Origin of the sequence: Xenorhabdus ishibashii, assembly GCF_002632755.1 — a bacterium.
In the GTDB taxonomy this organism is placed as follows: Bacteria; Pseudomonadota; Gammaproteobacteria; order Enterobacterales; family Enterobacteriaceae; genus Xenorhabdus; species Xenorhabdus ishibashii.
In genome coordinates, this window is record NZ_NJAK01000003.1 from 40,968 (window position 1) to 63,840 (window position 22,873).

Annotated in this window: 27 protein-coding genes; 21 read left to right on the forward strand and 6 right to left on the reverse strand. The window is 33.9% G+C overall.

From position 1 onward, the window contains the following. The first annotated feature begins 45 nt into the window (after positions 1-45). Positions 46-1,383: an outer membrane channel protein TolC gene (gene tolC, locus Xish_RS17975; protein WP_099119192.1), complete on the forward strand. Its 1,338-nt coding sequence runs from the start codon at positions 46-48 to the stop codon at positions 1,381-1,383. A 100-nt stretch (positions 1,384-1,483) separates the two neighbouring features. On the opposite strand, the gene Xish_RS18725 is transcribed toward tolC, so the two are convergent. The 4 genes from Xish_RS18725 to Xish_RS17985 form a co-directional block, all read right to left on the reverse strand. Beyond that, the gene (locus Xish_RS18725; RefSeq protein ID WP_167383303.1) at positions 1,484-1,660 is read right to left on the reverse strand and encodes a hypothetical protein; all 177 of its coding nucleotides are present in this window, start codon (positions 1,658-1,660) and stop codon (positions 1,484-1,486) included. A 96-nt stretch (positions 1,661-1,756) separates the two neighbouring features. Next, positions 1,757-1,921 carry a hypothetical protein gene (locus Xish_RS18730; RefSeq protein WP_167383304.1) on the reverse strand — a complete coding sequence of 55 codons (165 nt, stop codon included), beginning with the start codon at positions 1,919-1,921 and terminating at the stop codon, positions 1,757-1,759. 88 nt (positions 1,922-2,009) lie between these two features. After that, positions 2,010-2,273 (reverse strand): hypothetical protein, encoded by a 264-nt coding sequence (locus tag Xish_RS17980; protein WP_141554009.1) that lies wholly within the window; start codon positions 2,271-2,273, stop codon positions 2,010-2,012. Positions 2,274-2,384: 111 nt separating this feature from the next. Continuing rightward, on the reverse strand, positions 2,385-2,747 hold the full coding sequence (locus Xish_RS17985) for a helix-turn-helix domain-containing protein (RefSeq protein WP_099119194.1): 363 nt from the start codon (positions 2,745-2,747) through the stop codon (positions 2,385-2,387). A gap of 561 nt (positions 2,748-3,308) precedes the next feature. Here Xish_RS17985 and Xish_RS17995 point away from each other — a divergent pair. The 3 genes from Xish_RS17995 (at position 3,309) to Xish_RS18010 (ending at position 5,494) form a co-directional block, all read left to right on the forward strand. Next, complete coding sequence (locus Xish_RS17995; RefSeq protein ID WP_099119196.1) at positions 3,309-3,788, forward strand: hypothetical protein; 480 nt, start codon at positions 3,309-3,311, stop codon at positions 3,786-3,788. A 971-nt stretch (positions 3,789-4,759) separates the two neighbouring features. Beyond that, positions 4,760-5,215 (forward strand): hypothetical protein, encoded by a 456-nt coding sequence (locus Xish_RS18005; protein WP_099119197.1) that lies wholly within the window; start codon positions 4,760-4,762, stop codon positions 5,213-5,215. Positions 5,216-5,293: 78 nt separating this feature from the next. Further along, positions 5,294-5,494 carry a hypothetical protein gene (locus tag Xish_RS18010; protein ID WP_099119198.1) on the forward strand — a complete coding sequence of 67 codons (201 nt, stop codon included), beginning with the start codon at positions 5,294-5,296 and terminating at the stop codon, positions 5,492-5,494. Positions 5,495-6,129: 635 nt separating this feature from the next. Here Xish_RS18010 and Xish_RS18020 read toward each other — a convergent pair. After that, entirely contained in the window at positions 6,130-6,603 is a 474-nt protein-coding gene (locus tag Xish_RS18020; protein ID WP_099119200.1) for a lytic transglycosylase domain-containing protein, read from the reverse strand. A 456-nt stretch (positions 6,604-7,059) separates the two neighbouring features. Here Xish_RS18020 and Xish_RS18025 point away from each other — a divergent pair, with 456 nt between their 5' ends. Continuing rightward, positions 7,060-7,443: a hypothetical protein gene (locus tag Xish_RS18025; protein WP_099119201.1), complete on the forward strand. Its 384-nt coding sequence runs from the start codon at positions 7,060-7,062 to the stop codon at positions 7,441-7,443. Positions 7,444-7,450: 7 nt separating this feature from the next. Here Xish_RS18025 and Xish_RS18030 read toward each other — a convergent pair whose 3' ends face one another. Continuing rightward, positions 7,451-7,957, reverse strand: coding sequence for a helix-turn-helix transcriptional regulator (locus tag Xish_RS18030; RefSeq protein ID WP_099119202.1), 507 nt, complete (start codon positions 7,955-7,957; stop codon positions 7,451-7,453). Positions 7,958-8,167: 210 nt separating this feature from the next. On the opposite strand from Xish_RS18030, the gene Xish_RS18035 reads away from it, so the two are divergent. The 16 genes from Xish_RS18035 to Xish_RS18110 all read left to right on the forward strand — a co-directional run. Further along, positions 8,168-8,485: a type IV conjugative transfer system pilin TraA gene (locus tag Xish_RS18035; protein ID WP_099119203.1), complete on the forward strand. Its 318-nt coding sequence runs from the start codon at positions 8,168-8,170 to the stop codon at positions 8,483-8,485. Positions 8,486-8,495: 10 nt separating this feature from the next. Beyond that, positions 8,496-8,795 (forward strand): type IV conjugative transfer system protein TraL, encoded by a 300-nt coding sequence (traL, locus tag Xish_RS18040; RefSeq protein WP_099119204.1) that lies wholly within the window; start codon positions 8,496-8,498, stop codon positions 8,793-8,795. Between the two features lie 2 nt (positions 8,796-8,797). Further along, the gene (locus tag Xish_RS18045) at positions 8,798-9,370 is read left to right on the forward strand and encodes a TraE/TraK family type IV conjugative transfer system protein (RefSeq protein WP_099119205.1); all 573 of its coding nucleotides are present in this window, start codon (positions 8,798-8,800) and stop codon (positions 9,368-9,370) included. After that, positions 9,367-10,083 (forward strand): TraK domain-containing protein, encoded by a 717-nt coding sequence (locus tag Xish_RS18050; RefSeq protein WP_099119206.1) that lies wholly within the window; start codon positions 9,367-9,369, stop codon positions 10,081-10,083. Before Xish_RS18045 ends, Xish_RS18050 begins: the two co-directional genes overlap by 4 nt. Positions 10,084-10,086: 3 nt before the next feature. Then, entirely contained in the window at positions 10,087-11,433 is a 1,347-nt protein-coding gene (locus Xish_RS18055; RefSeq protein WP_099119207.1) for a TrbI/VirB10 family protein, read from the forward strand. Positions 11,434-11,435: 2 nt separating this feature from the next. Continuing rightward, the gene (traV, locus tag Xish_RS18060; RefSeq protein ID WP_099119208.1) at positions 11,436-12,026 is read left to right on the forward strand and encodes a type IV conjugative transfer system lipoprotein TraV; all 591 of its coding nucleotides are present in this window, start codon (positions 11,436-11,438) and stop codon (positions 12,024-12,026) included. A 5-nt stretch (positions 12,027-12,031) separates the two neighbouring features. Then, positions 12,032-14,620, forward strand: coding sequence for a type IV secretion system protein TraC (gene traC, locus Xish_RS18065; protein WP_099119209.1), 2,589 nt, complete (start codon positions 12,032-12,034; stop codon positions 14,618-14,620). Continuing rightward, complete coding sequence (locus Xish_RS18070) at positions 14,613-14,966, forward strand: TrbI F-type domain-containing protein (RefSeq protein ID WP_099119210.1); 354 nt, start codon at positions 14,613-14,615, stop codon at positions 14,964-14,966. The genes traC and Xish_RS18070 overlap by 8 nt, the downstream gene beginning before the upstream one ends. Further along, positions 14,959-15,582, forward strand: a complete 624-nt coding sequence (gene traW, locus Xish_RS18075; RefSeq protein WP_099119211.1) for a type-F conjugative transfer system protein TraW — start codon at positions 14,959-14,961, stop codon at positions 15,580-15,582. Before Xish_RS18070 ends, traW begins: the two co-directional genes overlap by 8 nt. Further along, positions 15,579-16,613, forward strand: a complete 1,035-nt coding sequence (gene traU / locus Xish_RS18080) for a conjugal transfer pilus assembly protein TraU (protein ID WP_099119212.1) — start codon at positions 15,579-15,581, stop codon at positions 16,611-16,613. The genes traW and traU overlap by 4 nt, the downstream gene beginning before the upstream one ends. 14 nt (positions 16,614-16,627) lie before the next feature. Further along, a complete protein-coding gene (gene trbC / locus Xish_RS18085; RefSeq protein WP_244186237.1) occupies positions 16,628-17,059 on the forward strand; it encodes a type-F conjugative transfer system pilin assembly protein TrbC in 432 nt (143 codons plus the stop codon). Further along, positions 17,049-19,013, forward strand: coding sequence for a conjugal transfer protein TraN (locus Xish_RS18090; RefSeq protein WP_167383305.1), 1,965 nt, complete (start codon positions 17,049-17,051; stop codon positions 19,011-19,013). Before trbC ends, Xish_RS18090 begins: the two co-directional genes overlap by 11 nt. Continuing rightward, on the forward strand, positions 19,013-19,792 hold the full coding sequence (traF, locus tag Xish_RS18095) for a type-F conjugative transfer system pilin assembly protein TraF (protein WP_099119214.1): 780 nt from the start codon (positions 19,013-19,015) through the stop codon (positions 19,790-19,792). The genes Xish_RS18090 and traF overlap by 1 nt, the downstream gene beginning before the upstream one ends. Positions 19,793-19,862: 70 nt before the next feature. After that, on the forward strand, positions 19,863-20,411 hold the full coding sequence (trbB, locus tag Xish_RS18100; RefSeq protein WP_141554010.1) for a type-F conjugative transfer system pilin assembly thiol-disulfide isomerase TrbB: 549 nt from the start codon (positions 19,863-19,865) through the stop codon (positions 20,409-20,411). Continuing rightward, positions 20,408-21,769, forward strand: coding sequence for a conjugal transfer protein TraH (locus Xish_RS18105; protein WP_099119216.1), 1,362 nt, complete (start codon positions 20,408-20,410; stop codon positions 21,767-21,769). Before trbB ends, Xish_RS18105 begins: the two co-directional genes overlap by 4 nt. Positions 21,770-21,772: 3 nt before the next feature. After that, the coding region (locus Xish_RS18110) for a conjugal transfer protein TraG N-terminal domain-containing protein (protein ID WP_208614874.1) at positions 21,773-22,873 on the forward strand (1,101 nt) is incomplete at its 3' end.

Consider the following 22,873-nt stretch of genomic DNA (forward strand, 5'->3'; position numbering starts at 1 on the left):
ATCAGAGGTAACCTTAGAAAAATAACTGAACTATAAGGAACGCAAATGAAAAAATTGCTATCTCTTTTTATCGCTACGAACTTGGTCTGTTTCAGTACTTCAAGCCATGCAGAAGATTTGTTACAAATTTACAAACAAGCGAGAGAAACTAACCCAGGATTGCTTAAGGCGTTAGCTGATCGCAATTCGGTTTTTCAAGGGATTAACATAGCCCGTAGCCCGTTATTACCAAAATTAGAATTGGATACAAACGTTACATATAAAAAAAAATTTCGCAATAGCAGACAAGAAAGTTATAGCCCCGATGCGGGTTTAACTTTAGAACAAACGATTTTTGATATGTCTAAGTGGAGTAAACTGAATCAGGCTGAAAAGAACGCTAGCATTGCCAATATCAATTACCAGAACGCTCAACAACAGTTAATCTTGGATACCGCTAATACCTATTTCGATGTTCTATACAAAATTGATTCACTAGTCCATACAGAAGCGCAAAAAGCCTCACTATATCGACAACTGGATCAAGCCACTCAACGTTTTAATGTTGGGTTGATTGCTATTACTGATGTACGAAGTGCTCAAGCTAAATATGATGCTGTTTTAGCTCAAGAGATTTATGATAGTAATGAATTAAACAATTCTTTAGAAAAATTACGTCTGATTACCGGAATTCATTATTCACAATTGGCATCATTAAATATTGAAAATTTCAAAATAAGTCAACTAGAATCTATTGAAGACATACTAAAAGAAGCTGAAATTCGCAATCTAAGCCTGTTATCTGCACGCTTGATGCAAGATTTGAAACAAGAACAGGTAAAAGATGCAAAAACAGGATATATGCCAACTGTTACTTTATCGACAAATACAAGTGTCGAGAATATATATAAACGTAATGGATCAAATATAAATGAATATAATGGTACTAATTCGGCCAAAATATCATTATCTCTTCCATTTTACAGTGGAGGTTCAACCAGTTCTAATATTGAACAAGCCGAATACAATTTAGTTTCCAGTACACAAAATTTGGAAAATGAGTATCGTAAAGTAATTCAAAATGTACGTTCTTCTTACAATGATATCACCGCGTCTATTAGTAAAATTGAAGCCAATAAACAGGTTGTTATTTCATCCGAAAGCTCATTAAACGCGATGCAAGCAGGTTATCAAGTAGGAACTCGAACTATTGTTGAAGTGCTAAACGCTACTACTAAGTTGTATCAGGCTAAACGGGATCTGTCACAAGCTCGTTATGATTATTTACTCAGTATATTAAATAATCGTCAAGCGCGTGGTACGTTAAATTATAAAGATATTTTAGAACTAAACAACTTATTGGGGGAAAAAGTTCTAACATCATCCAATAGTATTATTAAATAGGTGAAATCACCAACAATTTAGTATTGTGTAATATGTTATAGTTTGATATAAAAAGGCCATGTGAAAACATGACCTTAATCATTATTAAAAATAAGATAGCTTAACCTCTTATTTTATTCTCTAGTGTTGTTACAATTTCTTCTAATTTTTTGATTTCGTCGTTAGTATAGCTAGCACTCATATAAGCTTGATCAGCAGTACGTCGTGCATTGTCAGCATCACGTTGTGCCCCATTAGCATCACTTTGAGCATAAAAATCTGTACCAGTACAGTTCATAGATAACCTCTTTATTTATTTTTAAAATAATTTATGATATGGAATTTAATATTAACTTCTTAAACTTCAAATGAAGTTGAATAAGATATTTTAATATTATATTTTTTTCTGTAATTCTTCTATACGTATTTTTAATTTTTTGACTTCTTCGCTAGAATATATAGCACTCATCTTCGCGTTGTCAGCAGTAAATTGCGCCCTGCTAGCAGCACTTCTTGCCCACATAGCATCACTTCGAGCAGTTCTATCATCACAGTTCATAGATAACCTCTTTATTTATTTTTAAAATCATTATGAATGTCATTCATAAATTATGATATTGTATATTAATTATTTAAAATAAAATAGTTTAACTTTTTATCTTATTTTCTAATGATTCTACACGTTGTTTTAGTTCTTTGAGTTTTTTGTCGGCATAATTAGCTTCCGATGCAGCTTTGGTAGCAGCACTTTCTGCCAAGCTAGCACTACTTAGTGCCATTCTAGCAGCACTTTGTGCAGAATAATCGGTACAGTTCCAACAGTTAGACATAGATAACCTCTTTATTTTTTTCTTTAAAAAATCACGATGAGTGTTATTCATAGTGACAGTATAAATGAATGTGAAATTCATCTGTGAATACATTAACTAGTTTTGATTTTTATTTAAATCAAAGTTCTTTGTATGAAACTTGATACAATTGCTTTTAATTACCTAAAAAAAACATTATTTATATTCTTAAATCTATTTTAATTGTGACAGGGTATTTTTAATGGTGTTAAATATCTGTTCATATTGCTCTATTTTAGATATTTTGTCTGTGAGTAATGTTAAGAGTGATTCTCTTAACTCTTTGTTTTTATATAAAATTAAAACTTGTTCAGCGAATAAATCATCTTTTATATATAAATAACACTCTGGTATATCTAAAATTTCCGCTAATTCACACACAATATCATACGGTGGAACTACTATCCCCCTCTCATAACGATAAATTCTCATTTTCGCAAAATCAGCATTTTGTTGATTCTCGCCCAACGCTTCGCCTAACTGCTGCTGAGTTATACCTCGTGCTTTTCTAGCTGCTATCAATCTTTGTGGGTTCATACAAAAACTTTATTAAATAAATAGTTGACCAAGTACTAACATTGATTTAGATTCTTATAAAGTATCCATATTATGTATATTTAATTACTTATATTCATGATGTGAATATTTTATGGATGTAAAATTGAATCACTTAGCTATTTAATAATCATGTTATTGCTCCCTTCCTCCTTTTTATTGGAGGGTATCAAAAAATATAAATTAGAGAGAGTATTATATGTTGAAATATAATAAATTTCACAATTATAACACATGTTATTTTATTGCTGTTAAATTAGCAACGTTTCCATGGAATGATTCAATATCGAAACTAAAAAAAAATGTGATAGAGTTTATTAATTCATTTGGAATGCATAAATATTCTATTGCTACATTGAGCGTGCATGTTTTATATAATGCTATTTTCAAAAAAAAACTACATGAAATTAAATTAGATTTAAAAATGATACGAAAATTAAAAATTATTATTATAATTATTGTTAATTACGTAGATCCTGTTTATTCAATATAGAAATATTGACCACTTATAATTATAAGTGGTTTATATTCTTCAATTTCTGAATGAACAAAATTAAATCATGGTATCACTGCATTCATTTAACTTCACCAAAGTATAAAGATTATTCAGTTTGTGTCAGGAAAGAAAAAGATCGTTTAATCATTCACGGTTCAATTGATACCAGTTTGTTTAGTACTGCTGATCATCAATGCACAGTTTCAGATAAACGAAAACCCGAACAGATAGCAAGAGATATCACCCGAAAAATTTTAAATCATCTTGATGAAGAAATTCAAGAATACAAAAAAAATATTGAAGAGTATGAGATCGAAAAAGAGAAGGAGCGGATTCTAAAAGGGATGATTTCAAGGTTTGGTTCGTTGACACCACATTATAACGCTTTTACAGGTTTTAATACGGTGAATAAAATTTATGGTTTTGTTGAAAAATACTCACGTAGGCGTGATGATTATAATCTAAAAATTAAAAATCTAACAACTGACCAACTGATAAAAATCATTGGATTTATAACAACACTTTGATTATAAAGCCTTTAACATTCGTTAAAGGCTTAAAGAGGTTATATGAAGCAAATATACATGACGAGATCAGGAGGGAGCGTTAGAAGTATACTTACGGTATACAGCGATGGAACAAAATTTAAGTTGCATTATCTTATTCTAGGCCGAACTAATCCAACAAAAGCAGAGAAAGCAAAAGGCGTAAAAAGTCAGCGATTCGAAATATTAAATAATGAGTTTTTATTTGATAGTGTAAATGATATCAATTTCATTATGTTACCCGTTCAGAAACTCACTAACCGATTTAAAAATGAATATCTATACAGGAATAAAAAAGATGAAATTTGATAAAAGTATCCTTACCCCAAAAAAATTATGGACTACTTGATGCCTTTCAATCAAATGAAGCAACAGGTCTTACTGTCAGCTTTCCAGAACATTCCCATATTAAAGATTGAAAAATAATTAATTTTTACTCTAAACAGGGACACCGGAGGCATTTTACCGAAATCGGCAAAATGTCGCCTGTACTGCGCTAACTGTCCAAATAAATTTGTCCAGTAAGCTCCGCAGAGCCGCAGAGCGTCTCTGTCCTGCCGGATAACAAGCGATGTTTAAAATGAATTAACACCCACGCTTTATTTTTCTTTTGTCTCCGACCGTCAGGCTTTCGAGTCGCAGCTCGTTTCGTTAAGGGCGGGCTTTGCAGGGAGGGGTTCTGTGCTTTATGTAAGGCACTCAGTCGCCTTTTCAGTCATGCCTTGCGTCATTTCCTTCAAATGCTCCGCTTCGGGGCGTATCGGCGTTTATATGCCTTTTTAGCCATATTTCGCCCCTTATCTGGTGATTACGGAATTTATAACATCAGCCTGATTTATCAAGAATAAGTAAAAATAATGCTTGATGACTCCTTAAATAAGGAGTATATTATATCTATACCAACACAGAGAAATTCTAAAAACCATAACAGCCGAACGGCTAGGAGTTAAAAAATGAGTTGTTTTGTTATTAACAATAAAACTGCATCAAGTATTGTTACTGCATTAATTGAATTAAATTATATCCATAATACAGAAGCTCAATGTTTTTTAAATATGGTAATGGATTTGAATGATAGGGCTTATTATTCAGGTTATAAAAATGAGGATGAAATTATTTTCACTAAATATAATTTTATCAAACAAAATACAAATGTTTCTCAACATGATGAACATTTAGCTATCATGCAAATGATTGTTAATATCGCTTGTTATTTTTATCAAGTTTGTGGGTTTGACGGCTATCAAGAAACGCTGGTTTATAAAACACTAAAAATTGCTCAAGATGAAATGCTCAACCATTTTAAAGAATGGTTAATAGAAAATCATTATTACACAAGAGAAGAAGTAAAAAACAAAATGTATTATGAGTTGCCATTTAGTAGTAAAATGCAATGGGAACTTTCATAATTAATGTTAAAAATCCCCTTGAATCATTTCAAGGGGAAATACCAAAACCATAACAGCCGAACGGCTAGGAGTTTTAAAATGATCAAAGTAAATTACACATATCCAAATAAATTTAAATTCACTTTCGATAAAATTGATTTTGAAAATTGTGTCGTAAATCTATTTCAAACAAAAGCCATTTTAATTGAAAGCAAATCCCAATTAGAAGCAACTTTAAAGCAATTGGCTAAACAGCAAGATATTGATGTGAATGATATTTATATGGAAGTGGTTATTTGATTTTTTTATTAGGCTAGGGAAAACCCTAGCCACCTACAAGGTAGCATGAAAAAAATTGATAAGGAGGAATAAAAAATTAAATTTGAAAAGTGGTGCTAGGTTGCTCCAACAACTTAGCACCGAGACAATCATTTTTTGTAGAGATTAAAATCATGTCAAATGAAATGATAACAGTCGCAAAATTTTTCGCAAGAGGTTTTGAAGTGACCTTCCCACTCATGACAATGAAACAATTGGGTGAATTTATTCATCTTGTTAAACAGGAACGTCTATCACTACCAATAAAAAATTAGTCATTTAACTAAGGGGCAAATGCCCCTTTTTGTAGAAACTATTGAGATAGGAAAACTTAGTAGCAAAAAATTGCTACTTTTTTTATTTCTAAATTTTAAATATTTTTACCAAAGAGTCAGCCGTTTTTAGCATGCTTGGCATTGAGCCAACCATGCTAAACAGAGTTATCCACCGAATTATTTTATTGTGGGTACGGCTTCGCTCCGCTATCGCCTACCCATACGTTACGAACTATCCAGCTTTTTAGGGCTGAATAGTTCTACTCAATAAAATGAATTCCGTGGATAACTCAAACCGCCACGCTGCATTTGCTGGCTAACGCCAGCGCAGCAAAGGATGTTTTAATTCACAACAACTCTTTTAATTTTCCCTGATTTCAAATCTTGATAATGCTTACTGATTAGTAAAGCATAGTCATAGCGATTCTTTATAACATAGTCTTCATTTTTCATTCCCGCATTGTACATTCCCACAGACAGCCATTTTTTACCATACATATCAAAATTTCTTTTCAAGAGCATACTCCCGACAAAGATATTTAAACACGGTTCATTGATTAACCTTTTTTTTGTGAGAGTAGGGTATTCTCGTTTGATACTGCGTAATGTTTTTGTGTTGATCTGCATAATGCCAAAATCTACATTATTATTAATCGCATTATGTTTGAATCGGGATTCTTGCCATGCTATAGCCCTGATATAATCCGGATCAATTCCATAATACCTACCTGCATCTTCAAAACAATCAGCGAGAACAGTACTACTAAAAGATAAAATGAAAGTAAAAACTATTTTTTTAAAAATTTGATTAGGCATACTTTCGCCCCTTTAAATTAGAAGCACTTCGTTTAACCCGAAAACCCGTATAGATTAGCGGAAAAAAACGAATTTGCCAATTTGTGTATTTTTAAATACACACACCATACACAAAATTGATTTTTGTATGTATATATATGAAAGTATAGTGTTTTTTATTTAAATGTTATGTTTATGTTAAATTTTCATGGATTCCAATTATATATATATAGAATCCATTTGATTTTTTTATGGTTAAATGGTTTATTTGTATGATATTAAATAATTTTTTAAATTAGGACTCCATGTGGACGCCAAATAGACTCCATGCGGAGTCTATTTGATTTTTTTTTATTATATTGATATAAAATGATATTTTGTTTTCAAGGATTCCAATTTAATGATGTTTGGAATCCAATTGGGTGGGTGATATAATGTGTTTTTATAGTAAAATAATGTAAATTTAGGAATAGATAGATGCAAGATTCAGATGGTTATCAAGATCAGAGAAAACGACTTTCTTTAAAAATACCCAATAAAGTTTCCGCTACTATTGAAAAAATCATAGAGCACCGTATTAATAATGGAGATGATGATCTCCCTATTAATCGAACTGCTGTAGCCATTGAAATGATGGTGATAGGTGCTCAAGTTTTAAAAAAGAGTTTAGAAGACTCATCAGATGTACAAAAAGCTTACACAAAGGAATTTGAAACTGTTGTCAAACTTATTTTATCGTGTGAGTATTTTTCACGTATGGCAGCCTCTAATTCTGGGGAAATAGATTATTTAAAGAATTCGGATGAGTTAATTGATTTAAGAAAACGGTGGGCTGATGCAGCTAAGGAACTACTTTCATAACATTTTTCTATTTTAGATTGCTTTTTCTTTTTTCTAGTACAAGGAAACAAAGATCATAATTATCTTTGTTTTCCACATTTTCCAATAAATAGTATTCATTACCCAAAATACAAAGATACTCTTTTTTTTGTAGCAATTTTTCAGGAGCCACGCCGCAAATAACAGAGTTTCTTTTATCTAAAAAGACACTAAAACTGTATATAATGAAAGAAATATTTTTAACTAATGTTTTTTTCTTTAAATTAGGTAAATCACTTTTGAGATCTGAAATGCTATCGTAGCAAGGGATTTCTATGGTTTTATCTAAAAATATTTTTCCAATTCCATTTGCTAACCATTCTGGATTAATTCCTAATCCTAAAGCTATTTGATATGTATAGAAAGATTTTTCTACATCATTAGTCAATATGTAACTAATTGTTTGTGGTGAAAGGTTTGTTAAATTAGCGACATCTTTTTGTTTTATACCTAATTTATTTATGATCATTTTCAAACGATTAGAAACAGTTGGCATTTTTTTTCTCTTTTAAAAAAGTTAAAAATAGAGTTTTACACTAAATCTAAATTAATTTAAGGGAGGGAGCCATATTTTTTTGTGTATGTGATGTGTGATTGATTTTTTATCAAGCTACTTGTTTACTTTTGATTGGAGTTAAGTAAAATATATTTTGATGAATCACTATCTAAACAATTCTTTTCAACAAATAATAAAAGGAATCATGAAATGAATGCAGTAGTTTTAAAACAAAAAATCAAGAAATTTTCTAAAAGCAAAAATACTATCACGATTATGACATTTTTTGTCTTGGGTGCACTAATGATGCTGTTTCCCAGTTTACAAGCCCATGCAGATGATCTATTTGCAGGCGGTAAAGAACAAATCAAAGATTCATTTGGTAAAGGTTCTACGGTTGTTTATGTTCTGTATTTAATTGAAATCATTGCTGCCATATATACATACGCCAGAACAAAAAATCTTGGCGTGTTTGTTGGCATCGCTGTGGTTATGATTTTCGTTAACGTTGTTTTTGGTTTAATATAAGGTAGAAAAAATGGATGGAAAAGAAAATCGTTATCTCTTTCCATCCACGCTAACAAACCAGCGGCGTGTGATGGGATTACCTATAGACGAGTTTTGTATTTATATACCTTTGGCGCTTGCCGGAATTTTTTCGAATCTATTTCTTTATTTTCCTATCTTAGCGATGGCCTATATTTCTATCCGTAAACTAAAAAAAGGAAAAGGAAGCTGTTATCTACTCAATTTAGTGTATTGGTTTTTACCAAAAACAATGGCAGATTTTTTTATTAGAGCCTTGCCAGCATCTTATAAACGATATTGGATTTCATAATTATGGATATAAATTTAAAAAAATCGTATGAGAGAACGTTGGCGATATCTGCCATTGTTTTAGTTTTTATGACAATTTTATCTTTGGGTTTCAATTATAAACTGTATTCTGACTATAGAGTTCTTGTTAGCCAGTTAGTGAGCAATAAACAAATCATCATTAAACCAATGGTTAATGATGATGAGGGATTTTCATTTAAAGGTAAAAGAGGAGATGCGCGTTATCTTCGTTTAATGGGATTAAGCTTCATTGGGTTAAGGCTTGATGTCAGTACACAAACGGTAGAACAAAGCCATGAAATATTGACAGGTTATCTTGATGAGGGTTTAAGGGAAAAACTGATCCCTGTTTTATCTCAGGAAAAGCAACGGTTAAAAATTAATAATGGCAGCTCTGTTTTTTATCCTAAAGAAATGAAGGTAAGCCCATCAAACGGAATTTTTGATATCACAGGTGATTTGGTATTTTATTATGGGATAGAAAGATCTGATCCAGTACCTAAGCACTATCAGTTAAGGATGGAAACTCTAAATGGGAATTTTAAACTCGTTGATTTCGTGGAGTTAGAAAAATGATTTTAAAATTAAAATGCATGATTGCTATTCCTTTGCTTTTGCTATCAAAAAGCATTTTTGCAGAATCAATTTCTATTGATCCCATGCAAAAAATAGAGACACAGATTAGCACGAAAGACCCCAATGTTATCTCTGTTTATAATGATAAGATAACATCAATTACGGCGAACAGTGGTAATATTTTAAGTAATAAAAAAACCACAGAAGGTAAAATTGTATTTACGACTAAAGCTACTAAAAGTTTCAATATCATTATTGAGACAGAAACGGGATTTACCTTTACCTTGATTGCTCAACCATCCGGCCGATTCAATGGTGCTTCTCTTACTGTATATAATAAACAGGCAAAAGGCGGAGAGGAAGCATTAAACTATGAGGAAAATAATCAAAGTTATTCAGGACTAATTACTGCTTCATTGACGCAAATAATGAAAGGAAAAACACCAAAAGGATTTATTGAGACTAAATCTGCTTCGATTAATTTATCTTCTGAGATTATTCAGTATCTGGATGTTAAAGGTGTGAATGCATGGAATGGACATAGTTTTGTTATCCAGCAATTCCGAGTGACAAATAAGACTATACATACGATTGAATTAAATGAACGCTATCTTTGGGAATATGGTGTTATGGCGGTTAGTTTTTCACCAAATGTAACTACTCTCAAACCCAATATGAGTGTGACCGCCTATGTTGTAAAAAAAAGGGGGTGAATCATGTCAAAAAACATTAATTCTTTTATCAAGAAGAATCAGCAAAAATTATTAACTGCCATTGGGATTGCTCTAGTTGTTGTTGTGACATCTATTTACTACATCAATAAAAAAATGACAGAAGACGCAACGGTACAATCTGAACCTCAATATGAAGACGAGTCAATTATAGAACCTAATTTAACGGGTGCTGTTCAAAATACTTTTAATAGTCGTGTTGATTCACAAGTCCTGACTGACTCACAAACAGTTGCTAGGGAAAGTCAACAAGCAGTAAAAGAATTAACAAAAGAATTTCAAGGATTAAAAACGCATTTAGATAAAAAAGATCGTGAAATCAATACGCTTAAACAAAAAATAGAAGAATTAGAAAAAGGCAATCACACGAATAGTACGACTAACCAAAGTCAACAACCTGCAACTAATAATGATAGCTCTACGATAGAACGTATAGGTGAGGGGCAATATGGGATCAGTGGGAGGCAGGTTAGCTACAGTGCGCCAAAACCTATACAGGGATTACTTGAAACTCAAAATTTTACCTACAGTCAGAAAGAAACAAAGAAAAAGGAAAAATATTACATTCCTTCGGGTGCATTCTCTAATGCCATTGTTTTAGAAGGGGTAGATGCTAACGCTGCTGTTACAGCAAAAGAAACGGATATGTCTCCGATGCAATTTAAACTAACTGGTTTATTACATTTACCACAAAATAAAAAACTGGATAAATTTAACGGCTGTTTTGTTACGGCAGGAGCTTATGGCGATATATCGAGTGAACGGGCTATTCCTCGATTACAACGACTATCTTGTGTTATCAATGATAAGCATATTGATATGGCGGTAAAAGGTCACGTTTCATTCTATGGAAAAAACGGAATTAAAGGTACTCCTGTTATGAGAAACGGGCAAGTCTTAGGCTTGGCCTTTACGTCTGGTGCATTAGGGAGCATTGGTAGTGCAGTATCTCAAATTGGTTCAACTTCTGTCGGCATTGGCGCAGAACATACTATATCTGCGGGTGAGGTTGCTCAACAAGCCGCCGGAAAAGGCGTACAAAGTGCTGCAAATAAATTAGCTGATTATTACATTGCCTTAGCTGAACAATATCATCCGATTATACCGATTGGTGCTGCTAACCGCGTTGAAGTCGTGTTTCAAGAGGGATTTTGGGCTGAATTCTTGGAAGATCAAGAAAGCGAAGATGAAATACAGCCAGAAGTTAATAAGCAGGCATCGCAGGAGTATCAGGATAACTCAGATTTACCCCCTGAATTAGTTAATCAATTGGGTGCTATAACAAATGGCAATCTTGGTGAGTTCGTTGCACCGAATAATAAGAGTCAATAATCATGAATAAATTATTAATAGCCATTATCCCTGTTATGTTATCTGGCTGTGCAGGAATGAATAGTGAATTTGAATTTAATAAACCCGCGAAAGACTCAGGTTATTGGATGCAACAAGCCGATGAAATGACAGATGTAACAAATAGTCACTTTACCAGCCAATCGAGTGTTAATAATAGCGGTATGGGAAAGTTTAATTTAGCCAACTATAAACTTATTAACATTACAAATATTACTTTACCAATTAAGTTTGTTAACGAAACGGTGAATATTTTTCGTCCCACATTAACTCCGATTAAAAGTAACGATAAATGGATAAAATCAAAACCTATCGCACTTGAGAGAACATCGACAATCACCCCAACGACAAGCACGATAGAACAGACACCAACGGTGACAACTATTTCAAGCGTGAATAATGTTGCTAATTGTACTCAAAAACGATGTTACCAAGAAGCGGGAGAACCCTTTACAACCCCAGCTCGAATTCAGCGAGTATGGCTAGCACCGTATGTTTCGCCTGACAGTAATGTTCATGTGGGTGAAATCGTCTATTTCGTGAGTGAAGAATCTAATTGGTATGGGGTGAAATAGATATCATGAAATTAGATGATATTAATATTTTAAAAATTATCAGTAATATTATTGGTGAGCGTGATACTTCATCAGAAACCGCTGATTATATGAAAGAACTTGATTATCCGCATATCAGCGATTTGTTACCTTGTATTGGCTATGATACAGATACTGAGTTATTTTTTAACAAAAATTCATTGGGATTTATTATTGAAGCTCAACCGCTAATCGGTGCAAACGAGAAAATTGTTGAAAGTTTAGACAGGATATTTCAAAACAATATACCTAGAGATCGCTATTTACAACTAGTTTTATTAGGCAGTCAATCCGTCAAAAGTGCCATTGAATTTGGTTTAAAAGATTTTTCATGGAAAGGATACCGGTCAGAAGAATGCAATGAATTAACCCGTTCTTTTTATTTTGATGCCGCTCAAAACACATTCAGGAATGCCGCCGATCATGCATTAACCCTACGTGATTATCGATTATTTTTCGTTTATTCGCAGCCTGTTAAACGGGCTGATGAAATGGAAATTATGAAAATAAGAGAAGTCAGACGTTCCCTTCTGAGTGGGTTAACCAGTAACAGTATTCATTGTCAAACTATCAACGTGAATATTTTTTGTGGATTAATGCGCGAAATCGTCAATTTTGAATTTGGTAAGCTCTCTGATTATTCACATGATTATCGCAATGATCGTTATTTAAACAAACAAGTTGTTGATAGAGGAACACAATACCTTGTAAAGCATAATTATATTGAGATATCGACCAATAATAAACGGGGAGAACGTCAAAAAACACGCTCAGTATCAATGCATCTTGATGCAAATCCGAGTGAACATTATTTATGGCAAAACGGTAATATCATTGCTGATTTAATGAACCCCGACAGAGGGATCACTTATCCGTTTATCATGACAATGACGTTACTAACCGAAGATCAGCAAAAAAGCACTGGTGAAGCTAACGCAAAGTTTTTGGGACTAGAAAAGAAAGCGCATTCGTCTTTTGCTAAGTTTGTGCCCGGCACAAAAAAAGAATTTGAAGAGTGGAAAAAACTCAGAATGAACCTGCTAAGTGGTAACACTGCCATTAGTCAGTATCATGTGGGTATTCGATTTTTTTGTCCTGATGATGATGATTTAATGTCTAGAGAGACTGAAAAGATTACTAAATCTTTTGAGAATCAGGGCTTAAAAATGATACGAAGCGACTTTATGCAATTAAGGGGTTTTCTGTCCACGATCCCTTTTGCTATATCAGATGATCCCAAATTGTGGAAGGACTTTTATACAACAGGTGCAATACTTCGGGCAGAAACATACCAAGCTGTAAACTTACTTCCTATCATTGCCGATAATAAATTAAGCCGTGCGGGTATTTTGCTTCCAAGCTATCGTAACCAGCTCGCGTTCCTTGATATTTTTGATGAGGATTTACCGAATACTAATTTTAATTGGTTTGAATCGGGAACGTCTGGTGCGGGTAAATCGGTAGTTTCTCAGGCTATCGGGCGTCAGGTTCTTGATAGAAACGGCATGTTATCTATTTATGATATCGGGGATTCTTACAAAGCATTTTGTCATAGCATGGGAGGAACTTATATCAATGGTTCTACATTACGTTTTAATCCCTTTGCGAATATTACAGATATCAGAATGAATGCTGAACGTATCAGAGATCAATTAAGTATTCTGGCAAGCCCTAACGGAATATTAGATGAAGTCCACGAAGCCTTAATTCTTGATGCTATTATCGAGCAATTCCCTCATTATCAGCAAGATATGCGGATTGATCATGTAGTAGATTATTTAAATACACACAGAAATAAAATTCATGCTCAACAAGCAACAAAAATCACTGACCGGATTGATGAAATTGTATATTTATTGAATAAATACACTACAAAGGGTATCTATGGACATTATTTTAATTCAAGTGACCCAACATTAAAAGATGATATGCAATTCGTTGTGACAGAACTGGGCGACCTGAGAGCAAACGGTGATCTGTTAATGGCGGTTTTATTTACACTGATGATTTGGTCTGAAAACATGATGTACCGGACTGAACGTAGTCTGAGGAAAATGAATATTATTGATGAGGGATGGAAACTACTCAGCGGTTCAAATCCAAAAATAAGAATGTTTATTGAAGAAGGCTATCGAACAGCCCGACGTCATAATGGTTCATTCGGTACAGTAACACAGTCAATTAGTGATAAAAATTTGAGTACGGCTGCATTAGCCGCTTATGATAATAGCAGTTTTAAATTTACATTAATGCAAGATGCAAAATCATTTGCAACATTTAAACAAAAAGAACCTGATACATTTAGTGATTATGAATTCGATTTAATTAAAAAATTTCCGCCCGCTAAAAGAGTTGGTTATAGCTCCTTATTAGTTAACGTTGGAGAATACAGTAGTTTTCATCGTTTAATGCTAGATCCATTAACGAATGAATTATTTTCATCAAAAGGTGATGATTTTACCTATAGGGAAAGAAGATTATCAGAAGGTGCTGATATTAAAGATATTTTATTTGAAATGGTAGACGCAAAAAGAGGTGAGTTTGTTAATTATTTAAGGGGCAAACATTATGAATAAAAAAATGATAGTGATTACACTCACATTAAATAGCCTTATATCGCTAATCAGTATTGGGGTTGCTCTTTATCTTTATCTCAATATCCCAAAATTTGTTAGTTTTGATATGAAAAACACAACTGACACATTTTTAAATCAAATGGCTAAATTAGATATTTCAAGTGAAGAACAGAAAGCGATGATGAAGAAATATGAGCGTAGCATTCATAGTGTTATTAATGAGCAATACAGTGAAAATAACACAATCGTTTTTGTTAAAGGTGCAGTCATGAGTAAGATAAATGATGAAACGCCAAAAATTAAAACGAAATTAGTCAGTAAAATGAAAGAGGGTAATAATGAATAAAAAAATTATTGTCGTCACTTTTTTTTTAACATTTTCATGTTCTGCCCTAGCTAAAGAGCTAGGGGCTGTTGGTAATGTATGGAAAATAAAAGAAAGAAATCTTACTACCGTCATGCAAGAGCGTTTAGCTAAAAAATTTGAAAATAAGTCAGAAGAAGAAATACAAGATGAGCTAAGAAAACGGGTTGAGGAAAGAGCGATAAGGCCGGATCGTGTTGAAGGTATTACCAAAGCAACCAAAACAGTAATAAAATATTTTGACCCGTCTTTTACGGTCACAAAAGATTTAACCGATCATAACGGCGTTGTATTTGCGAGGAAAGGGCAGATATTCAATCCGTTTGATATGAGTGGTTTTACACAAACCTTAATTTTTATTGATGGTGATGATATAGAACAACTTAATTGGGTGAATAATTTTAAACCTAAAACATTGCGTTCAAAAATAATTTTAGTCAACGGGAATATCAAAGATACCGAAACGCAATTAAAGAAAAAAGTTTATTTCGATCAATTAGGCGAATTAACAAAACGTTTTAATATTCAATATGTCCCCTCAATTATTGAATCAGCGCCCGATGAAAAGAAACTTAAAATTACGGAGATAGGGCTATGAAAAAACTCATCTCATTATTGGGTGTTATCATCACATTATTGTTTAGTCAAAAAGCTATAAGTGACAGTGTAAATACAAATAAAAGTAAAAATAAAGGTGCAATAGAGTGCGAAGGGCGATGGGTTAATCCTATTAAAGATATTTGCTGGAAGTGCATGTATCCTATGAGTATCGGAAGTGTCAAAGTCGGCGGGGGCAGTCAGGGATTAATGGATACACCTAACCCCAGCTCACCTATCCAGATTTGCCCTGTTCCCCCTCCTGTATTTAAACGAGTTGGCATTGCGATTGGGTTTTGGGAGCCGTTCGCTATAGCTGATGTGACTCGTGCCCCAGGTTGTATGGTTAACATGGGGGGATTTGAGGTTTCTATCAAAAAGGTAGGAACAGGAAAAGCGACTAAAAACGCAGGAGATACGACAGGAACATTTTATCATGTTCATTGGTATAAATACCCTCTAATTTCATGGCTGAATATTATTGATAGTGTCGCCTGTATGCAAGGGGGGCAATATGATATCGCCTATATGACTGAAATTGATCCTATGTGGAATGATGATGAACTTGCGTTATTTACTAATCCCGAAGCGATTGTTTTTGCTAATCCCATAGCACAACTCGCATGTGCAGCAGATGCTATTAGCTCAGAAATAGGTATGCCACTAGATCCTTTATTCTGGTGTGCTGGTTCTCACGGTTCTGTCTATCCCTTTAGTGGCCACATTAATCATGAAAGCTCTGGTTTAAATAGCTCAATACTAATGACCGAGCGAATGAATTTTAAATTGCATCGTCAAGGGCTTATCATGGATTCCATCGGTGCAGATAGAGCCGTTTGTTTTGAATATCCTACCCCTATTATTCCTAAAAGCCGTTATCGCTATCAAATGGTGAATACCATTCCTGATGCTAATCAATGCCATCCTTACGGGCGTAGTGTTTTACGTTGGCAACACGGAAAAGAATTACCCACAACGAAGAAAAACTATGGGTATGTTGTCTGGAAAAAGCGTAATTGTGTGATTTTGTAATAGAAGGTGAAAACATGAAAAAATTATTTTTAGCCATCCTGATAAGTCTTTCAACCTCTTTTTCTTATGCGGATAATGAAACAGAATCACTGAATATGGAACAGAATAAAAACGAATTAGCTTATTTTTTATCCTCTTCTATTCCTGAAAAAACATTAGCATCATTAATTAAAGCCGCTGAAAATCAGGGGGTTCCTGTTTATTTTAATGGGTTAATTGATGATAGTGTTGATAAAACAGCTAAATACATGTTGTATCTTGTACAAAAATATAAAATTCAAGGTGTTGAAATTGATCCTAATCGTTTTGAATATTATGGCGTAAAGGCTGTACCTGCATTAGTCAAACGTTGCGGTGAAGCATTCGATATTATTTATGGTTCGGGTTCGATTTTACAGTCTCTTTCTATTATTGATTCAGAAGGAGATTGCCGTTATGAAAAATAAAATTTTTAAACTACTCATGTTATCTTCGTTAATTTGTGGCTATTCAACGATGAGTGCTGCTGATGCGATGCGTGATGCCTCAAAAGAGGGGAGCAACCTCGGAAAATCATCCGTTAATCAAGCAAAATCAGCTATAACAGAATTTAATCCTGAAAAAGAATTAGAGGGTTTTACCCGTAATCCTAGTGAAGTTAACTATCAAAAAAATGATGGGGGTTTAACTCAAGATGGAAATAAAGCCTTAGTTGATTCAGAATTAGGAAAGGCAGCCAGAGACAGTTTTATCAATAACCCAAAAGATAATATTTCATGGGATAGTGATATTATACAAAGCTCATTAAATATTAAAGAAAATGCGGCTGGTATTGTCAGTGGAACTGGAGAAAGTTGTGTTAAACAAACACAAAGTGAATCCTATTTTACTAATCATTTTTGTGAGAAAGAAGAAAACATCAGTGTTCCGTGTAGCAGAAAAGCCATTATAAAAGAAAACAAAAAAATGGTTAAAAAACAAAAAGAGATACAAAAGAAAATAAAATTGAATCTTATTGATAAGAGAGAGCGGGGGAGGTGGGGATGGATTTATAGTAAAATGTTTGAAGGGAGCTTTACTATACCTGATGAATACCAATTGAAATCTGTCAGAGTATATTCTGATAACGTTATTATACCCTATAATAACAAATGCGGTTATAGTTACAATAGATACAGGATGGATGAATGTAAACGCTCCATTAATGAAGAATTTCACATATTGGGAAAAACATTACCTGTTGAGGTTGTTTATTATCCTAAATATAATCAAATTTGTTCTGGCGGTAAAAATGATAATTGTAGATCTGATTACTATGATGGTAAGGGAATAATAGACACTGCATTTGATATAGATAAAAAAATATCCGCAGGGGAAAAATTTGTCTTTACAAAAACGTCTCTGAATTATGAACGTATAAGAGAAGACAGTTTTGAAGCAACAATAACCTTTGTTGTTGAATATGACGATATAGAAGCTGATCCGAAAATAGAATGGGTAGACACTTGCTCTATTGATAAAGGAAATGCAGTTAAAATCAATGACGTATGTGTTGAGGAAGGAGGAATAAGAAGTATTATTTCTGGTGGGAAAGAGTATAGATTAAATTCGGAATGTTGGGCATATGCGGAAACATGGGAAATAAATGGCGGTGATGATAATACCTGTGGGAAATATGAATCTAATCCTAATTGTACGGTAGGTGAACGTAAATGTTTACTCAAAGTGGGTAATGTCTGTATTCATAATGAAATAAAATATCAATGCCAACATACAACGAAAACAGAAGGCTATGTATGCGGAAGTAAGTTCTTTTGTGATGATGGTTCATGTGTTGATACTATCGGTAGTGAGAATAATGGATTTAATGAGGCGGTTAGTCAATTAGCCAGTATTTCTCAAGCGGGTAAAGAAATGGCGGGTTTCAATGAAGAAAATATGAAAGCCTTTTCAGGTAAGGCTATGCATTGTCGAAAAGCGGCGGCGGGTTTTAGCAATTGCTGTAAATCTGGTGGTTGGGGGAAAAAAGTAGGATTAGCACATTGTAATAGCGATGAAAACGCATTAGGAGAAGCTAAAGAAAAAAATATTGTTATTTCTGTTGGTACTTATTGTTCAAGAAAGGTTTTAGGTGCTTGCTTGCAGAAAAAAAGTTCATATTGTGTATTTGATAATAAACTAGCGCGTATTGTTCAAGCTCAGGGGCGTTCTGGTCAATTAGGCATTGGGTTTGGCAGTGCAAAAAATCCTGATTGCCGTGGTATAACCGTCAATGAACTACAGCGTTTACGTTTTGATCATATGGATTTTTCTGATTTTTATGAAGATTTACAGGGGAATTTAAAAATACCAGAACAAGACAAATTAATCAATGAAGTCAATCGTAGAATGCAAGAAAAATTTGAAGAAGGGAAGAAATAATGAAGCATATTACGACAATGTTAATGGGGGTACTTATGACAATCAGTCAACAAAGTTTGGCTGATGTGAAAGGGAATGAATATCGTGATCCTGTAGGTTGGCAGTTTTACAATTTACCTGAAAAAAAAATAGAGAAAGAAAAAATCATTAAGTCTGTTCAACCAGAGATGAGCATGGAAGAAAAAGCAATGCGACAAATGAAAGCTGTTCAAAAGAAACTGGAGGAATCAAAGATAGTAGCAATCATGAATCCAACAACAACGAATATTGCTATCTATAAAACGTATCAAGATTTTTTTACAGAAAAAGCGAGTGTATTTTCATCTCAATGGGAGAAAACATTACTTGAGTATCCCCATTTGGACTACAACATTCAAAATTCACATTACAACGCTACAGCGACTATTAAAACAACAACCGAGCGACAAGCTCAGGCAAAAGCCGTTAAATTGGTTAATCAACAATACGGTATATTTTTTTTCTATCGTGGAGGTGAGCCTTTAGATAATCATCTGGCTAAAATTGTTAAAGAATTTAGCCAGCAATATGATTTGGCAATTATCCCCATCAGTGTAGATGGTAAAATTTCATCTGAATACCCTGATTCAAAAATTAACGAAGGGCAATTCGAAACGATGAAAGTAAAGTATTTACCCGCTGTTTTTTTAGTTGAGCCGAAAAAGGGAAATTTTAAACCACTATCTTATGGTTTCATTTCTCAAGATGATTTGGCTAGACGAGTTTTAAATGTAGTCACTGATTTTAAACCCAGAATATGATTGAAACATAAGCAAGGTGGAATTAAAATAAACAAGGGGCTTGTCTTAATTTTGTGGATGGGTGGATGAAATGAAAAATAAAATAAATAAGATAATGATTGTTTTTGGTGTTTTGTTCTTTAACGTTAGTTATGCTTCAACACTTGATGAAATAAAAAACTTAGAATCACATAAAAATACAGGGGTAATAAAAGATAAAAATGTTAAATATGAAAAAAGAGAAAGAAATGTTGTTAAACTTTCAATAGGGAAAGAAATTGATATTTCAGATTGGCAAATTGTTCATTTCATAAAAAGTGATTGTCCTTACTGTCACCAATTTGATCCGACATTGAAAGCCATTGCAGAAAATATTAAATTACCTGTTTTTGTTTTTAGTTTTGATGGGAAAGGAGATGCCTCTTTTCCGATTGCTTACCCTGTCAACGATGAAATCATTCGTACCTTTTTCGCGGAAATACCGCAAGCAACACCAACCTCATTTCTGGTCAACGTTAATACCCTTGTGACTGTTCCTTTGTCACAAGGGGCAATATCTGAAAATTCACTGCTACAGCGTTTAGATGAAAGCTTTATTTTGATTGATAAACTACAAAACGAGCAAGGGGTTATCAAATGAAGATCATGAAAAAAACAGGGATTGCTTTACTTTGTTCTTGCAGTTTATCCATGCCATTGAAAGCCGATGTGAATTCAGATCTGAATAATTTTTTTAATAAACTTGGCGGTGGTTCAAATGTAACTAAAGGGGGCGCATGGCAAGGACAATCCGCTGGCTATCTTACTGGAGGAGCTTTGTTTGTCAGAGTACCCGTTCGTAATATACAACTTATTTCAGTGACACTTCCCGATGTAAAGGCGGGTTGTGGTGGTATTGATGCCTATTTAGGGGCTTTTTCTTTCATCAACAGTGATCAAATTAAAGCAATCGCTAAACAAATTTTAAGTAATGCCGTTGGATATGCTTTTGATCTTGCGCTAGAAACAACCATGCCGCAAGTCAAATCGGTAAAAGATTATTTACAACGGTTAGCTCAGGACATGAATAGCCTGAATGTTTCTACTTGCCAAGCTGCACAGGGTATCGTTGGAGGGTTAGCACCAAAGTCTCAAGCAACCAGTGAATTTGTGTGTCAATCTATTGCTCAGAACCATAGCGTATTTGCGGATTGGGCGGCGGCTCGTCAAGGTTGCGGGGCAGGAGGTGAGACAGATAAAGTTTTTAATAAAGCCAATGATGAAGAAAAAAAGCGCATTCCTAGAAATAAGAATTTAACTTGGTCAGCGTTTACGAAAATCAATCAATTTATTTCTAGTGACCGAGAATTGAAAGAGTTAATGATGGCAGTCGTTGGAACTGTCATTTATGACAATAAAGGCCATTTAACGATTATTCCTTCGATGGGAGCTAGTGATTCATTGGTGAATGCTTTGCTTTATGGTGGTGAAACGGAAATATACCGTTGTGATGATGAATCGCAATGCTTAAAACCTAAAAAAGCAAAATTGGATATTAAATCCAATAAAGCAATGGTCGAACAAGTGAGAGTTGTATTGACGAGTATTTATGACAAAGTGAAGAAAGACATTCCGCTTAATGATAAAGAAAAAATGTTTATTAATAGTACTCGCGTACCTATTCACCGTTTCATTGTTGATTCCGCTATGCTAAACATGGATTCCTCTTTTATCACTAATCAATCTGAATATATTGCTCTGGATATCACGCTGGCTTACATCGACGGTTTAATTGATACTGTGGAAATGGCCGCGGCGGGTTCGTTGAATAGTGAAGAAGAAAATAAGCAATTTCAAGGTAATTTAGCCAGTGTGAGAACAAAGTTGGGGCAACGCCTGAATAAAATTCAGATAAAGCAAAACTCATTTCTTGAAGCCAATAACCAACTAATGATATTGAGAAAACAATTGTCTAACTCAGTATCATCGCAAATGATGCAAAACTATACATGGGAATAAAATATGGCAACTCCATTAGAAGTGACTATTTTGTATGGTGTTGATATTGTTTATCAAACGTTTCAGGCTGTCGCTGCTATTGTGCAAAATAAAGGTTGGGCGACGTTATTATGGTTAGCTGAAACAATAGGGGTGCTTGTTTGCGTAACAAAATACATAAAAACACACGATCTCCGAGCAGTCGGCGGTTGGGCGCTCACTTTTACGATTGTTTCTGCCATGTTACTAACACCCAAAATAGATGTTATTGTTCGGGATATGACAACCCCCGCAGTTGTTAAAAAAGTTGATAATGTCCCAGCCGGTTTAGCTATACCTTTCTGGTTACTTACCGAAATTGGGAATGGCACAGCAAGAATGTATGATAATTTTTTTTCTCAACCTAATGAATTGCAATATACAAAAACAGGGTTGTTATTTGGACAAAAACTACTGCAAGATAGCTATACACTAGGGATAAAAAACCCTGAATTTAATATGAATTTTGGTAGCTATACCAATAATTGTATTATTCCCGATATGCAGTTAAATCATAAATATTCTATTTCTGATTTATTTAGTGACACGAAAGTTTACGACAAAATATTTTCTAACGGAAGTCCAGTCAGGGGGCTTTACTATACATCTGGAAATAACGCACAGCCACTATATTTAACGTGTAAAGATGCCGCTGCACGATTAAAATCTATTCTTGTTCAAGAAGCCACTAATCCTAATAGTGCAACACTCTTATCATTAGCGCGTAAATATGCTATTGGGGAAAACGGGCAACAAACAAACGCCATATTGTCATCGCGTGTTGATAATGTTTATTCCCGCCTTATCGGTGCCAGTCAAGGCGCAGTAGATATTTTAAAACAAAATATTACTGTGAATGCATTAAGAGCTTCGCTGAACCAATTTCCCGCAGCAATGGACAGTAGCGCTGATTTAGTCGGTATTACTTCTCAGCAATCATTGATGAAAATGAAGCTAGCTCAGTTATCGAGTTATGAAGTTGCTGGCGAAATGTTGCCTCTGATGCATACTGCATTTTTAACATTATTAATCGGTATTTTCCCGATTATAGTGTTAGCGCTTTTTATCAAAGAAATGGCATGGGCG